13 protein-coding genes are annotated in these 14235 nt (G+C 73.7%); 6 read left to right on the forward strand and 7 right to left on the reverse strand.

Annotated elements, in window-relative coordinates; genetic code table 11:
• Positions 1-63 precede the first annotated feature (63 nt).
• The gene (locus DEF28_RS05255; protein ID WP_374058152.1) at positions 64-846 is read right to left on the reverse strand and encodes an RDD family protein; all 783 of its coding nucleotides are present in this window, start codon (positions 844-846) and stop codon (positions 64-66) included.
• 136 nt (positions 847-982) lie between these two features.
• On the opposite strand from DEF28_RS05255, the gene DEF28_RS05260 reads away from it, so the two are divergent.
• The 3 genes from DEF28_RS05260 to DEF28_RS05270 are packed head-to-tail and all read left to right on the forward strand — an operon-like array spanning position 983 to position 2705.
• Positions 983-1978, forward strand: a complete 996-nt coding sequence (locus DEF28_RS05260) for a stage II sporulation protein M (RefSeq protein ID WP_114398233.1) — start codon at positions 983-985, stop codon at positions 1976-1978.
• Between the two features lie 41 nt (positions 1979-2019).
• Positions 2020-2328, forward strand: a complete 309-nt coding sequence (locus DEF28_RS05265) for a hypothetical protein (RefSeq protein WP_147280133.1) — start codon at positions 2020-2022, stop codon at positions 2326-2328.
• Complete coding sequence (locus DEF28_RS05270) at positions 2292-2705, forward strand: PIN domain-containing protein (RefSeq protein ID WP_114398235.1); 414 nt, start codon at positions 2292-2294, stop codon at positions 2703-2705. The genes DEF28_RS05265 and DEF28_RS05270 overlap by 37 nt, the downstream gene beginning before the upstream one ends.
• A 336-nt stretch (positions 2706-3041) precedes the next feature.
• Here DEF28_RS05270 and DEF28_RS05280 read toward each other — a convergent pair whose 3' ends face one another.
• From DEF28_RS05280 to DEF28_RS05305, 6 genes are all read right to left on the reverse strand, one after another.
• Positions 3042-3467: a type II toxin-antitoxin system VapC family toxin gene (locus DEF28_RS05280; RefSeq protein WP_233515109.1), complete on the reverse strand. Its 426-nt coding sequence runs from the start codon at positions 3465-3467 to the stop codon at positions 3042-3044.
• Positions 3468-3754: 287 nt separating this feature from the next.
• Entirely contained in the window at positions 3755-5056 is a 1302-nt protein-coding gene (locus DEF28_RS05285; RefSeq protein ID WP_114398237.1) for a DUF58 domain-containing protein, read from the reverse strand.
• Positions 5057-5141: 85 nt separating this feature from the next.
• On the reverse strand, positions 5142-6140 hold the full coding sequence (locus tag DEF28_RS05290) for an AAA family ATPase (RefSeq protein WP_114398238.1): 999 nt from the start codon (positions 6138-6140) through the stop codon (positions 5142-5144).
• A gap of 90 nt (positions 6141-6230) precedes the next feature.
• Positions 6231-7445, reverse strand: coding sequence for a DUF4350 domain-containing protein (locus DEF28_RS05295; protein WP_114398239.1), 1215 nt, complete (start codon positions 7443-7445; stop codon positions 6231-6233).
• Entirely contained in the window at positions 7442-8095 is a 654-nt protein-coding gene (locus DEF28_RS05300; RefSeq protein WP_233515110.1) for a DUF4129 domain-containing protein, read from the reverse strand. Before DEF28_RS05300 ends, DEF28_RS05295 begins: the two co-directional genes overlap by 4 nt.
• Positions 8092-9405 (reverse strand): glycerophosphoryl diester phosphodiesterase membrane domain-containing protein, encoded by a 1314-nt coding sequence (locus DEF28_RS05305; RefSeq protein WP_233515111.1) that lies wholly within the window; start codon positions 9403-9405, stop codon positions 8092-8094. Before DEF28_RS05305 ends, DEF28_RS05300 begins: the two co-directional genes overlap by 4 nt.
• Before the next feature lie 480 nt (positions 9406-9885).
• Between DEF28_RS05305 and mtrA the strand changes: the two genes are divergently transcribed.
• Genes mtrA through DEF28_RS05320 form a run of 3 tightly spaced genes read left to right on the forward strand, consistent with a single transcriptional unit; the run spans position 9886 to position 14191 of the window.
• Positions 9886-10563, forward strand: coding sequence for an MtrAB system response regulator MtrA (gene mtrA, locus DEF28_RS05310; protein WP_114398240.1), 678 nt, complete (start codon positions 9886-9888; stop codon positions 10561-10563).
• 20 nt (positions 10564-10583) lie between these two features.
• Positions 10584-12320, forward strand: a complete 1737-nt coding sequence (gene mtrB, locus DEF28_RS05315) for an MtrAB system histidine kinase MtrB (RefSeq protein WP_114398241.1) — start codon at positions 10584-10586, stop codon at positions 12318-12320.
• The gene (locus tag DEF28_RS05320; protein ID WP_114398242.1) at positions 12317-14191 is read left to right on the forward strand and encodes an LpqB family beta-propeller domain-containing protein; all 1875 of its coding nucleotides are present in this window, start codon (positions 12317-12319) and stop codon (positions 14189-14191) included. Before mtrB ends, DEF28_RS05320 begins: the two co-directional genes overlap by 4 nt.
• Positions 14192-14235: the final 44 nt, after the last annotated feature.

The raw sequence follows: 14235 nt of genomic DNA on the forward strand, positions 1-14235 counted from the left end.
CGCGCATCTCGCTGCGTGCATCGGCCCCGCCGTCGCCGAGCGGCTAGCCAGCGAGAGAGCTCCTCACCCCCGCTGCCGCGCCACCCGCTCCTCCTCGCGGCGGCGGCGCTCGGCCAGCACGGCGGCGAGGTACTCCACCGGCGAGACGCCCGGCGGCGGGGGCGGGCTGACCGAGCGGGCCACCGCGTCGGCGACCTGCACGCCCATCGTGTGGCGGGTCTCCTCGGTCAGTTCGTGGTAGCGCTGCACGTACTGCCGGGCCATCTGCGCGGTCTCGGGTGCCAGCCGGGACAGCTCCGCGGTGCCCGCCCACGCGGCCAGGCGCGGCGGCATCGCGATCGGGGCCGTGTCGGCGCGGCGGGCGCGCTCCTGCACCACCAGCGTGCCGGCCAGGAAGTCGCCGACCCGGCGGCCGTCCCGGTTGACGAGCGCCACGACGAGGGCCACCACTCCGGACGTCAGCCACAGCTCCACGAAACCGCAGAGCGCCCGCGCCAGCGCCTGGCGGAACCGCTCCGGCGACCCGTCGGTCCCCACCACCCGCAGGCCCAGCGCCAGCTTGCCGAGCGACCGGCCCCGCGTCACCGTCTCGAACGCCACCGGGTAGCCGACGATGACCAGCACCACCATGGCGAGCGTGATCGAGGCATAGGTGGCGGTGTTCACCTGCTGGCCCAGCAGGTCGACGAGCAGGCCGAGCCCCACCAGGACCGCCACCTGCACGACGACGTCGAGGAACAGGGCGAGCATGCGGGTGGCGAACCCGGCCGGCCGCAGGTCGAGGACGACCGCGTCTCCGGTCACCAGGTCGGTCTGCTGGTAGTAACCGCCGCTGGGATGCGCCACCGCCGCCTCTTCCGTCACGCCGTGCCGTTCTCCTTCCCAGTCTGGCAGTGCGCCACCGGTGGCCGGACCGCAGCTCCCCCGGACCGGGGCCGTCCGGGCGCTCCGCCCGCCGCCCGGCGTCAGTAGAGTCGGGGGCGTGGATCTCGACGTCTTCGCCGCCGCGCACCGCTCCGACTGGGACCGCCTGGAGCGGCTGGTCCGCCGGCGCCGCCGGCTGACCGGCCCCGAGGTCGACGAACTCGTCGAGCTCTACCAGCGGGCCTCCACCCACCTTTCGGTGGTGCGCTCCTCCGGCCAGGACCCGGCGCTGGTCGGCTGGCTGTCCGGCCTGGTGGCACGGGCGCGTTCGGCGGTCACGGGCGCGCACGCCCCGGCCTGGCAGGACCTCGTGCGGTTCTTCACCCGCACCTTCCCGGCCGTCGTGTACCGGCTGCGCTGGTGGTGGATCGCGGCGTCGCTCGGCACCGTCGCGTTCTCGACCGTGCTCGCGGCGTGGATCGTCGCCGACCCGCAGGTGTACAGCGCCCTCGGGACACCCGAGGAGATCCGCGCCTACGTCGAGCACGACTTCGCCAACTACTACGTGGAGTACCCGGGGGCGTCGTTCGCCGCCCGGGTGTGGACCAACAACGCCTGGGCCGCGGCCCAGGCGCTGATCTTCGGCGTGTTCCTCTGCGTGCCCACCATCTACGTGCTGGCGCTCAACGGCGCCAACCTCGGGCTGGCCGGCGGCATGATGTTCGCCAACGGCAAGGGCGACGTCTTCCTCGGCCTGATCATCCCGCACGGCCTGCTGGAGCTCACCGCGGTGTTCGTGGCCGCCGGCGTCGGCATCAAGCTCGGCTGGACGATCATCGACCCCGGCCCCCGTCCCCGGCTGCGCGCCCTGGGCGAGGAGGCGCGGGCGGCCGTGGCGGTGGCGCTCGGGCTGGTGGTCGTGCTGTTCGTCTCCGGGCTCATCGAGGGCTTCGTCACCGGGTGGGTGCACACCACCTGGCTGCGGATCGGCATCGGCGTGGTGGCCGAGGCGCTGTTCCTCGCCTACGTCTTCACCCTCGGGCGCCGGGCGGCGCGGGAGGGGGAGACGGGGGACATCGCGGGGCGGCCGGAGTCGGCGCCGGTAATCGGGTAAATACGCTGCGGAGTCGCTACAACTGTAGTACGGTCCGCCGCATGGAAGCAGTGATGGCCATGGAAAAGCCCAGGAGCAGGAGAAGCCACGAGGTCCGCAAGTACACGGTGTCGCTTCCCAAGGACATCGCGGAGGAGATCCGGGAGCGGGTCGGTCCGACCGGGTTCAGCGCCTACGTGACCCGCGCGCTGGAGGAGCTGCTGGAACGGGAGCGGCTGGCGGAGCTCGCCGCCGCGTTCGACGCGAAGTACGGATCCGCGCCTGATGAGGAAATCTCGGAGGCTGAGGAGGTCTTCCGGAAGGCGAGGGAGAAATGGGCGCGCCGGCGAGCGACGAACGAGAAGTCCTGATCCTGGACAGCGAAGGGCTTTCCCGGCTCATCCGCCTGGACAGGGAGCTGCACAAGTTCATCGCGTTGGCGAATCGCAGCGGTGTACGGGCCCTCTGCAGCGCAGTGACCCTGATCGAGGTCCAGCATGACCGCATCAAACCGAGCGAGTTCGCTTTCGCGCGATCCCGGATCAGAGTCGAGCCCGTCACGGAGGAGATCGCCAAGTCGGCGGTGGAGCTTCTCCGTGCTGCCGGAATGCACGGGCACCGTCATGCCATCGACGCGGTCGTGGCAGCGACCGCGCTGGAGCAGAAGGGGCCGGTCGTGCTCCTGACCAGTGACGTGGGGGACATGACGAAGCTGTGTGGGGACGAGGTGGAGGTCAGGAAGGTGTGAGCGGCCGCGGGCAGCCCCTGCTGTGAGGGACTGGAGGACGCCCTACCTCACAACCGCCCCTGCGCCTTCAGCGCGATGTAGGCGTCCGCCAGCGCCGGCGCGATCGTCTCCGGCGGTGCGTCGACCACCTCCACCCCGTGCCGGCGCAGCTCGGCCGTGACGCGGCGGCGGTCGGCCAGCGTGCGTCCGGCTGCGGTCGCGGCGGTGGGGTGGCTGAGGAGCTCTTCCTCGCCGACGTCTTCACCCTCGGGCGCCGTGCGATGCGGGAGGGGAGACGGGACATCGCGGGTCGGCCGGAGGCAGCGCCAACGGTCGGGCGATGACCGCGCTTCGCGATCACCAGGCTTCGGGAAGTAGCGTGAACGTGTCCGTGTGAGTCGGCCGGACCGTTGTGAAGTGGCGCCTGTCCAGCGTCGCAATTCTTGTGATGTCCAGCCGCTGTGCGACAGCGATGACCGAGGCGTCGACGAAGCCGATTCGCAGGGATGCGTAGTGCCGGATGATGCTGGACGCGCACACGAGGTCCTGCCTGTCCAATTCCACGATCTCTATGTCGCTCTGGACGAGGAAGTCCAGAAGATCGGACTCGGCTTTTGGGCCCAGTTTGCTCTCTAGGCACAGCGCCGTCTCGGTGACGACCGGTGAAGGCAGCAGTATCTGGCCTGGCATGGAGGTCAGGAGTCCGGCGCAGACGGGGTGGTACTTGTCGGAAGTATCGAGAGCGGCCCACAGGACGCCTGTGTCCAGCAGAGTGACGATCACTCCGAAAAGCGTAGCTGCTGACGAACGACCTCGTCGTGCCTGATGGAAATGTCCGACTCTCCTGACGAGAACATGCCTATAAACGGCATATTGCGGCGTGGTCGCTCGCCCTCACTCAGGAAGTGAGAAAGTTCCTGGTCGGATGCGATGAGGGAACGTAGGCGCCGTACGCCGGACGGCGTAAGCTTGTCTACCAGTTCGTGGAGTTCCTGGTAGTTGTGCGCTGGGCTCATAGCAGTAGTGTAACGTCCGAGGCTTCCGGAGCACCTTCGCGTTCGAGGCACCTCTCACAACCGCCCCTGCGCCTTCAGCGCGATGTAGGCGTCCGCCAGCGCCGGCGCGATCGTCTCGGGCGGTGCGTCGACCACCTCCACCCCGTGCCGGCGCAGCTCGGCCGTGACGCGGCGGCGGTCGGCCAGCGTGCGTTCGGCGGCGGCGGCGTGGTAGACCGCGCGGGCGTCGCCGCGGCCCGCCGCCATCTCGTGGACGCGCGGGTCGCTCACCGCCGCCACCAGGACCACATGCCGGCTGGTCAACGCGGGCAGCCGGGGGAGCAGGCCCGACTCCAGGGCGGCGGCGTCCAGGTCGGTGAAGAGCACCACCAGCCGGCGGCCGCGGTCGCGCCCCCCGATGATGGTGGCGACCAGTCCGGCCGGGTCGGACTCGACGAGCTCGGGTTCCAGCGGGGCCATCGCCTGGACGATCGCCGGCAGCGCGCTCGCCCGGCCGTGGCCGCGTACCCGGGCGCGGACCCGGCGGTCGTAGCCGAGCAGCTCGACCCGGTCGCCGGCCTTCGCGGCGAGGGCGGCCAGCAGCAGCGCGGCGTCCATCGAGTGGTCCAGCCGGGGCGTGTCGCCCACCCGGCCGGCCGACGTGCGTCCGGTGTCGAGGACCAGCAGGATGCGGCGGTCGCGCTCGGGCCGCCAGGTGCGGACGACCACCGCGTCGCGGCGGGCGGTGGCGCGCCAGTCGATGGAGCGGACGTCGTCGCCCGGCACGTACTCGCGCAGCGAGTCGAACTCGCTGCCCTGGCCGCGCACCAGCGCCACGTGCTGGCCGTCCAGTTCGCGGAGCCGGGACAGCTTGCCCGGCAGGTGCCGGCGGCTGGCGAACGGCGGCAGCGCCCGCACCGTCCACGGGACCCGGTGCGTGCACTGCCGCGCGGCCAGCCCGAGCGGGCCGAAGGCGCGCACGGTGACTCCGGCCGCGTGCTGGTCGCCGCGCCGGGACGGGGTGAGCACGCTGCTGATCCGGCGGCGCTGGCCGGCCGGGACGGCGACGTCGTGCGCCCGCGGCGCGGCCCGCGCGCTCGGCGGCCAGGCGTCCCGCACCCGGGCGCGCAGCGGGCGCCGCCCCGGGTTGGCCAGTACCAGGGTGACGGTCGCGGTCTCGCCGAGCCGGATCGAGGTGTCGCCGTCCCGCTCGAACTCCACCCGGCGGGGGCTGGGAGCCAGCAGCAGGTCGAGCAGCACCGCCGCCGCGAGCAGTCCCGCGTACCCCCAGAGCACCCAGTCGCCGGCGTTGCCGGCGATGAGCACCACCGGCACACCGGCGAACGCCAGGAGGACCGCCCGTCCCGTGACCGCCATCGCCTGTCCTCGTCTCCCTCGTCCCGTCGGGTGTCAGCGTCCGCCGCCGCGCGGGGCCGCCGCGACGGCCGCCCGTGCCCAGGGGTCAGCGCGGTACCTGGACCGACGCCAGCACGCCGTCCAGCAGGCCGTCCGTGGTCGCGCCCTCCAGTTCGGCCTCGGGACGCATCGCGATCCGGTGCCGCAGCGTGGCCTTGGCGAGTGCCTTGACGTCGTCGGGCGCCACGTAGTCCCGCCCGGAGAGCCAGGCCCACGCCCGGCTGGTGCGCAGCAGCGCGGTCGCGCCGCGCGGCGACGCGCCGAGCTGGAGGGACGGCGACTGGCGGGTGGCCCGGCACAGGTCCACGATGTAGCCGAGCACCTCGGGGGCGACCCGCACCGAGCGCACCGCCTCGCGGGCCGCGCGGAGCTCGGCCGGACCGGCCACCGCCCGCACACCGGCGGCGGCGAGGTCGCTCGGGTCGAAGCCGTCGGCGTGCCGGCTGAGCATGTCGACCTCGTGGTCGCGCTGGGGCAGCGGTACGACCAGCTTCAGCAGGAACCGGTCGAGCTGCGCCTCCGGCAGCGGGTAGGTGCCCTCGTACTCGACCGGGTTCTGGGTCGCGGCCACCACGAACGGGTCGGGCAGCGCCCGGGGCCGGCCCTCCACCGTCACCTGCCGCTCCTCCATGGCCTCCAGCAGCGCCGCCTGGGTCTTGGGCGGGGTGCGGTTGATCTCGTCGGCCAGGAAGAGGTTGGTGAACACGGGGCCGTCGTGGAACTCGAACTTCGCCGTGCGGGCGTCGTAGACGAGCGACCCCGTGACGTCGCCGGGCATGAGGTCCGGGGTGAACTGCACGCGCTTGTGGTCGAGCGCCAGGGCGGCCGACACCGTCCGCACGAGGAGGGTCTTGGCGACGCCGGGCACGCCCTCCAGCAGCACGTGGCCCCGGCACAGCAGGGCGACGACCAGGCCGGTCACCGTCTCCTCCTGACCGACCACGGCCTTGGCGACCTCGTCGCGGAGCGCGGTCAGCGCCGCGCGGGCCTCGTCCGCCGACGGCGGGCCGTCGGACGGTTGTCCGTCAGTGGTGAAGGCGGTCACGGCTGGAGTCACCTCTCTGTGGGGTCGGTCCGCCGCCGGATCCGGCGGGCGTGGTCGTTGGGGGCCGTTCCGGCCGGCGGCGCGGTCGGCTCACCGCAGCTCGCCCTCCAGCCGGTCGAGCTCGTCGGCGAGCCGCACCAGCCCCGCGTCGTCGGAGTCGTAGGGGTCGGCCCCGCCGGGCGGCAGCGGGCCGTACAGCAGGGCGCCCAGCCGCCGCGGATCCGCGCCGGTGCGCGCGGCGACCGCCTCGACGACCGCCTCGGGGGCGGCGTCCGGGCCGAGCCCCAGCAGCGGGCGGTTGCGGCCGAGGAACCCGTCGCGCAGCGCCGCGGCGGCCCGGTCCCGGGCCCGGCGCTCCGCGTACAGTCCGGCGCGCCCCTCGGTGGTCTCGGCGGCCCGCACGACGCTGGGGATCCGCTCGGCGACCAGCGGGCCGAGCCGGCGCCCGCGCCAGAGGGCCAGCAGCAGCACCGCCACCCCGAGCTGCCCGGCACCCAGGTAGACCGCGCGCGGCAGCAGCTCCCACAGCGATGCCTCGCCGGACGGCTCGCGGACGTCGGGGTCGAACCACACCACGTCGCGGCCGGCGAGCAGGTTCAGGCCGAGCGCGGCGTTGCCGAGCCGGCCGATCCGGGAGTTGCGCAGCGGTTCCCCGGTGCCGAGCACCGTCACCGTGCCGCCGGACTCGCCGGGCACCCGCACCAGGGCATGGCCGGAATCGGCCGGGTAGCAGGCGGCGGCACCGGGGCCGGCAGCGGTGTAGACCTCGCCGCCGGTGTCGGCACCGCCGGCGGCGACCGCCGCCGGCAGCCGGCACTCGGGCCGCAGCGTCCCCGCGTCGACGCGGCCGGACACCGACACGCCGGGGGCGAGCGCCGCGAGCACCTCGCTGGTCGGCTGCACGAGCAGCCGGTCGCCCGGCGCGGCGGCCAGCCGGTCCACCTCCTCGGGCAGCAGCCGGTGCGACTGCACGAGGACCAGCACGGAGTCCGGTCCGGCGGCGGCCAGCGCGGCGTCGGTGTCGCGCGCCACGGTGACGTCCGCGCCCCGCTCGCCCAGCAGCTGGACCAGGGCGCGCGAGCCGTCGGGGCTCGGCGCCTCGGGGTCGAGGTCTCCGGCGGGCAGCGGGCGGCTGCCCAGCGAGAGCACCACGGCGACCACGATCAGCAGAGCGAGGAACGCCAGCGGGCCGCGGGTCCGGCGCCAGAGGTCGCCCGGGGACGCGGTCAGCACACCGGACGCGGCGGCGGGGGCGGCGCCGGGCGCCGGGGACGCGGCGTCGGTCGAGGGGGTCGTCACGCTCATGGGGTCCGCTCCGCACGGAGGCGGGGAGTGCCCGCTCGCAGCCGGTCGTCCAGGTCGCGCAGCACCGCGTAGCCGTCGGCGGTGGCCGGGTGTTCACCGTAGCGGACGTCGTTGAAGACCCGCGCCGCCTCGGCCAGGGCGGCGCGGTGCTCGGGCAGCGCGGCGGTGGCCTCGGCGGCGAGCTCCGTGGCGGTGCGGCCGGCCCGGGGCACGATGACGGCCCGGTCCTCCAGCTCTCGGGAGACAGCGCGCAGCCGCTCACCGATGGCCTCCGCGTAGGCGCCCGCCGCGGCGTGCCGCTCGGCGAGCGCGCGGTGGTCGGCGGCCGAGAGCGGAGCGCCGGAGTCGACCACCGCGCCGCGCCGCCGGGAGCGCCGGGCCGGACGCAGGTACACCAGGAGTCCGGCGACGAGCAGCACGACGGCGGCGATCAGCGGTCCGAGGACCCACCAGCCCCCGGGCAGTGCGCCGCCGAGGCTGTCGACCAGTTCGGTCAGCCGGTCGACGACCCACGTGTAGATCCGCTCGACGAGGCTCGGTTCGGCCTGCCCGTAGACCGGGTCGGCCAGTTCCTCCCGGGCGAGCCGGGCGGCCTCCTCACGCCCGATCTCGGCGCCGGACGCCGGAAGCGGGGCCGGCGCGCCGGTCAAGCGGTGGTCCCGGGCGGCGGCGCGACCGGCGGTCCGTCGGTGCGGTAGACGTCGATGCCGACGGCCTCCCCGGCCGCCGCGGCGCCGCGCAGCTGGAGGTCGAACGCCTCGCGGCGCATGCGCAGGTCGATGTAGAGCAGGGTGGTGGCCCCGGCGATGAAGGGACTGGTGACGGCGCTCGACAGCACCGTTCCCACGTAGACGGCGGCGGCGTTGACGACCGGGACCCAGGCCGCGGTCTCGGCCACCACCAGGGTGACCGCGCTCACCAGCGAGAACGGGACGACCAGCAGCTGGGCGACCACGCTGGCGATGAGCTGGGCGAGCAGCAGGATGCCGAACAGCCGCCACCAGCTGCGCCGCACCAGCCGCCAGGAGCGCCCCATGGCGCGGAACGGCCCGACCCGCTCCAGGACCACGGCGGGCATGGCCATGGCCAGCTTGACGTAGACCCAGACGCCGAGGACCGCCACCAGCACCAGGCCGAGGAGGATCGATATCACGCCCGACACCGGTTCGACGGCGGTGAGTAGCAGCCCGCCGACCAGTACGGCGAAGAAGAGCAGGGTCCACAGCGTGGACAGCGCCACGGTGATGAGCCCGAGCCCGAGGACGGCCCCGATCCGGCCGCGCACCGTCCGGACCGCCTCGCCGAGGGTCACGCGCCGGCCGAGCACGGCGAAGCCGACCACCGCGGCCAGCAGCCCGCTGAGGATGGTGGTGGCGGCGAAGCTGACCAGCCCGCTGAGCGCCAGGCTGACCGACGTGGTGGTCGAGAAGGGGAAGAGCTCTTCGGGCGCGACAGTGGTCTGGCCGCTGACCTGCTCCTGGAGCGCGGTGAGGTCGCTGGTCAGCGATCCGTAGCCGAGCGCGGACGGGATGGCGGCGATGGCCATGACCACGAGGGACAGGCCGAGCGTCGCCCTGGGGTTGGCGCGGATGTAGCTGAAGGCGCCGTTGAAGATGTCGCCGACCGTGAGCGGCCGCAGCGGGACGGCGCCGGGACGCGGTGGGAGCGGCGGGCCGGCGTGCGGAGCGCCGTAGCCGCCGGGAGGCCCCCAGCCGCCGTGGTCCGGTGGGCCGCCGCCGGGGGGTCCCCAGCCGCCGTGCGCGGGCGGGCCGCCGGGAGGCCCGTACGGAGGCTGCGTGCCCGAGCCGCCAGGTGCGGCCCAGGACCCGGGCCGCTCCCCGGTGGGGCCGGGGTGGGGGGCCGCGCGCGGATCGTCCGGCTGGTCAGCGGGCCGCTGGTCCGCCGGTGGATGCGGTCGGCTCCCAGGGGCTCGCCAGAGCGGGCCGTCCTCCTGGGTCATCGATCCCTCCGATTCCGCTGCTGACCCCGTCTGGCGGGGCGTCCCGGGCGTGGCGTTACCCACGTTATGTGACTTCAACCTACTGCTGGACGAACCCCGCCGTAGCGCTTATTTGTCGCTTATCGCCCAGCCAATACTGTTCACTCTTTTTGTATGCTTTCGTTATCTGGCCACCGTGTCGCCCGCGGCCGGGCCGGGGCTCCCGCTCTGGACGCGGCGATGGGTCAGGCGGCAAGGTGTTCGGGGGATCGGGGCGGGTGACGTCCCACGGGGTCTACGCGGAGTCACCACCGTGCCCGCGACCATCAGGTCAACCAGCCGCGGTGCGGTGTGAATGATGGCAAGGTTAGGTGGCGGATGGTCGCTTCGGTGAGGGGACCCCGGCCGCAGGGTTCGAAGATGTGCCGCATGAGTGTCCGGAAAGGAGAAGGCGTTCGCGTCGCCGCCCCCCCGCGGGGCGCCACGAGCGCCGGTTAATCGATGAAGGGACGCGTACTGGTCGTCGACGACGACCTCGCTCTCGCCGAGATGTTGGGCATCGTCCTCCGAGGAGAGGGCTTCGAACCCTCGTTCGTCCACGACGGGGACAAGGCGCTGGAGGCATTCCGGGAGACCAAGCCCGACCTGGTGCTGCTCGACCTCATGCTTCCGGGCGCGGACGGCATCGACGTCTGCCGGCAGATCCGGGCCGAATCAGGGGTGCCGATCGTCATGCTCACCGCCAAGACTGACACGGTCGACGTGGTGCTCGGCCTGGAGTCCGGCGCCGACGACTACGTCGTCAAGCCGTTCAAGCCCAAGGAGCTGGTGGCCCGGGTGCGGGTGCGCCTGCGCCGCACGGAGGAGCCGGCCCCCGAGGTCCTCCAGATCGGGGACATCACGATCGACGTCGCCGGGCACTCCGTGCGCCGCGACGGCCAGCCCATCAGCCTCACCCCGCTGGAGTTCGACCTCCTGGTGGCGCTCGCCCGCAAACCGCGCCAGGTCTTCACCCGCGAGGTGCTCCTCGAACAGGTGTGGGGCTACCGCCACGCGGCCGACACCCGGCTGGTGAACGTGCACGTCCAGCGGCTGCGCGCCAAGATCGAGAAGGACCCGGAGCACCCGGAGGTGGTCGTCACCGTCCGCGGCGTCGGCTACAAGGCCGGCACGGCCTGACCGGGCCGGAGACGGCGTAGATGAACGGAACCGCCGGCGCGCAAGCGGCGCACCCGCCAGAGGGCGAGGTCGCCGCGCTGACGCGCTGGCAGTGGGTCGGCGGCCTGCTGCTGCGCGGCTACCTCGTCGCGCAGCGCGCCGCCCGGGCCCTGGTCCGCGGCGTGCACACGCGCTGGCGCAGGTCGCTGCAGCTGCGCGTGGTGACCAGCACCCTGGTGATCTCGGCGCTGGTCACCGCGGTGCTCGGGTTCTTCCTCATGCAGCAGGTCCGCACGGGCCTGCTGGACGCGAAGGAGAGCGCGGCGCTCAGCGACCACCACGCCGGCCTCACCTACGCGCTCAACGTCATGCAGGACAGCGACCAGTCCGACCGGGACCGGCAGCTGGACCAGATCACCGACGACCTGGGGGCGCGCAGCGGCGCCACCGGCCTGTACGAGGTGGTCATCCTGCCCACGGTGGGCGGCCTCACCGGCCGGGCCAGCGGGGACGTCTCCGAGGCCAGCGTGCCCGTGCAGCTCCGTGAGCAGGTGCAGAACTCCACGGACCTGGAGCGCCAGTACTACCGCTACACCGAGATCGTCCGCGGGCACAGCCGCGAGCCGGGGCTGGCGGTCGGCGCCCAGCTCTCCAGCGCCTTCGAGCTGTACTACCTGTTCCCGCTCGACCACGAGCAGGAGATGCTCGACCTCGTCCAGCAGACGCTGTTCCTGGTCGCCTCGGCGCTGATCATCCTGCTGGCGGCCATCGCCTACGTGGTCACCCGGCAGGTGGTGATCCCGGTGCGCCAGGCCGCCAGCTCCGCCGAACGGCTGTCCTCGGGCGACCTGTCGGAACGCATGCGGGTGCGGGGGGAGGACGACCTCGCCCGGCTCGCGGTGTCGTTCAACGACATGGCCGGCAGCCTGCAGGAGAAGATCCACGAGCTGGAGGAGCTGTCCAAGGTGCAGCGCCAGTTCGTCTCCGACGTGTCCCACGAGCTGCGCACCCCGCTGACCACCATCCGGATGGCCGGCGACCTGCTGTACGACGACCGCGACGACCTCGACCCCACGATGCGCCGCTCGGTGGAGCTGCTGCAGAGCCAGCTGGAGCGGTTCGAGGAACTGCTCGCCGACCTCCTGGAGATCAGCCGGCACGACGCCGGGGCGGCCACCCTCGCCGTGGAGTCGGTGGACATCCGCGACGCCGTCATGCGGGCGGTGGGCGATGCCGAGCAGATCGCCGAGCGGCGCGGGATCAAGGTGGTCCTGCGGCTCCCGGCGGAGCCGTGCGTCGCCGAGTTCGACGTGCGGCGCATCAACCGCATCCTGCGCAACCTCGTCGTCAACGCGATCGAGCACAGCGAGGGCAAGGACGTCATCGTCACCGCGGCCGGCGACCGCGACGCCGTGGCGGTCGCCGTGCGCGACTTCGGGGTCGGGCTGAAGGAGGGGGAGGAGCACCTGTGCTTCGACCGCTTCTGGCGGGCCGACCCCGCCCGGGCCCGCACCACCGGCGGGACGGGGCTGGGGCTGTCCATCGCCCGCGAGGACGCCCTGCTGCACGGCGGCTGGCTGCAGGCATGGGGCATGCCGGCCAAGGGCGCGCAGTTCCGGCTCTCGCTGCCGCGCAAGGCCGGCGCCGAACTGCGCGGCTCTCCGCTGCCACTGGCGCCGCCGGAGATGGCCATCGGCCGGGTCCGCCCCGCCTACCCGGCCGCCGCCACCGTCGAGCGGGCCCCCGGCTGGTCCGCCGCGCTCGGGGAGGACGCATGACCACCGCGACCCGCGCCCGCCGGCTGACGGCCCTGGGCGCAGCGGCCTCGACGACGTGCCTGCTCGCGGCGCTGTCGGCCTGCGCGACCGTGCCCACGGGCGGCCCCGTGGTGCAGAACGCGGGCGGCGACAACGCCGCCGAGCAGGACGGCACCTACGTCCGGCTGCTGCCGGCCGGCCCGCAGCCCGGCGTGGGCGAGATCGGCCTGATCCGCGGCTTCCTCAAGGACATGGGCAGCTTCGAGGAGAACCACCGGGCAGCCCGGCTGTACATGACCTCCGCGGAGCAGTCCGCCTGGTCGCCGGACGGCACCGTCCTCGTCTACGGCGAGCTCGACTCGGTCGGCCTGGACGTCACCACCGACGACACCGGCGAGCACGCCACGGTGCGCATGCGCACCCCGCGGGTCGCCACCATCGAGCCCAGCGGGCAGTACGTGCCGGCGGACAGCCGGGAGGTCGTCGACGTGACCTTCGAGCTGACCCGGGTCGACGGCGAGTGGCGCATCTCCGACCTGCCGAGCGAGCTCGTGCTCAGCCGCCGCGACGTCGACCGGGTGTTCCGCCCCCTGAACCTGTACTTCTTCAACCGGGACCTCAGCACGCTGGTGCCCGACCCGGTCTTCCTGCCGGCCAACACGAGCCAGCTGCCCACCCAGCTGGTGAAGATGCTCGTGAACGGTCCCACCGGGTGGCTGCGGCCCGCGGTGCGCTCGTCGTTCCCCGAGGGGACGTCGGTCGCCGCGGCGTTCGACTCCGGCAGGGTCACGGTGGAGCTGACCACCGACGCCGGGGCGGTGGAGGACCTCGCGTTCGGCATGGGCGCGCAGCTCGTGTGGACGCTCCGGCAGCTGCCCGAGGTGCAGGAGCTCGCGCTGCGGGTCAACGGTGAGGACGTCGAGATCCCCGGCGCCGAGGACGAGAACGTGCAGACCGGCAGCGGCGCGTGGGACTCGGTGAACCCCTCCGGTGTTTCCGAGGACGTCCGCGGCTACTTCATCCGGGACGGCCAGCTGTGGTCCCTGGACGGCGACCAGCAGGAGGCCCGCGCCGAGGGCGCCGCCGGGCGGGGCGACACCCCGCTGGAGGTCTACGCGGTGTCGCTGGCCGAGGACCGGGTCGCCGGTGTCGCGGCCGGCGGCAGTGCCGTCCGGGTCGCCGAGCTGGCCGAGGGCGGCGACTACCGCACCGTGCTGCACGACGGCGACTACAGCGCGGTGTCCTGGGACGGGTACGGCAACCTGTGGGTGGTGGAGGACACCTCCGCGGAGCGCGAGGAAGAGCCGGATCCCGACCCCGCCGGCTCGGCCGAGGACGACACCGAGCGCGGCAACGCCGCCGCGGACCCGGAGCCGAGTGCGGATCCCCGGCCCGGCACCCGCGTGTGGCTGGCGCCGGACGGCGCCGACCCCGTGGAGGTCGCCGCACCGGAGCTCGCCGGGCGGGAGGTCCTGCAGCTGCGCGCGTCGCGCGACGGCACCCGGGTCGCGGTGCTCACCCGCGAAGGCGAGGACTCCCGGGTCTGGGTGGGGCGCGTCGTCTACGGTGACGGCGGGGTGGCGGTGCAGGAGTTCATCCCGCTGGCGATGGACCTCGACCAGGTGGCCGACATCTCGTGGCGGGGCGCCGACCAGCTCGCGGTGCTCGGCCAGAAGGAGCGCGGCGCGCTCCAGGCCTACCTGGTGCCGCTGGACGGCAGTACCGAGTCCACCAGCGCCGGGGCCGCTCCGGGGGCCGACATGCGGACCGTCGCCGCGGCCCCGGGCGCGCCGCTGCTGTCCGGTGTCGAGAACGACAACGTCTGGCTGACCAACGACCGGCTCATGTGGCAGCGGGTGACGGACGGTACGAACCCGGTCTACCCGGGCTGAGGCCCGCCGGGGCGCCCGCCGCTCCGGCGGCACCCCCGTTCGGC

The sequence above is a fragment of the Marinitenerispora sediminis genome, assembly GCF_003336425.1.
Taxonomy (GTDB): Bacteria; Actinomycetota; Actinomycetes; order Streptosporangiales; family Streptosporangiaceae; genus Marinitenerispora; species Marinitenerispora sediminis.

Bases quoted from the DNA above. Each gene is read 5' to 3' on its own strand.
- DEF28_RS05285 (WP_114398237.1), bottom strand. From the start codon at position 5,056: ATGGCGGTCACGGGACGGGCGGTCCTCCTGGCGTTCGCCGGTGTGCCG.
- DEF28_RS05265 (WP_147280133.1), top strand. From the start codon at position 2,020: ATGGAAGCAGTGATGGCCATGGAAAAGCCCAGGAGCAGGAGAAGCCAC.
- mtrA (WP_114398240.1), top strand. From the start codon at position 9,886: ATGAAGGGACGCGTACTGGTCGTCGACGACGACCTCGCTCTCGCCGAG.
- DEF28_RS05270 (WP_114398235.1), top strand. From the start codon at position 2,292: ATGGGCGCGCCGGCGAGCGACGAACGAGAAGTCCTGATCCTGGACAGC.
- DEF28_RS05320 (WP_114398242.1), top strand. From the start codon at position 12,317: ATGACCACCGCGACCCGCGCCCGCCGGCTGACGGCCCTGGGCGCAGCG.
- DEF28_RS05295 (WP_114398239.1), bottom strand. From the start codon at position 7,445: ATGAGCGTGACGACCCCCTCGACCGACGCCGCGTCCCCGGCGCCCGGC.
- mtrB (WP_114398241.1), top strand. From the start codon at position 10,584: ATGAACGGAACCGCCGGCGCGCAAGCGGCGCACCCGCCAGAGGGCGAG.
- DEF28_RS05305 (WP_233515111.1), bottom strand. From the start codon at position 9,405: ATGACCCAGGAGGACGGCCCGCTCTGGCGAGCCCCTGGGAGCCGACCG.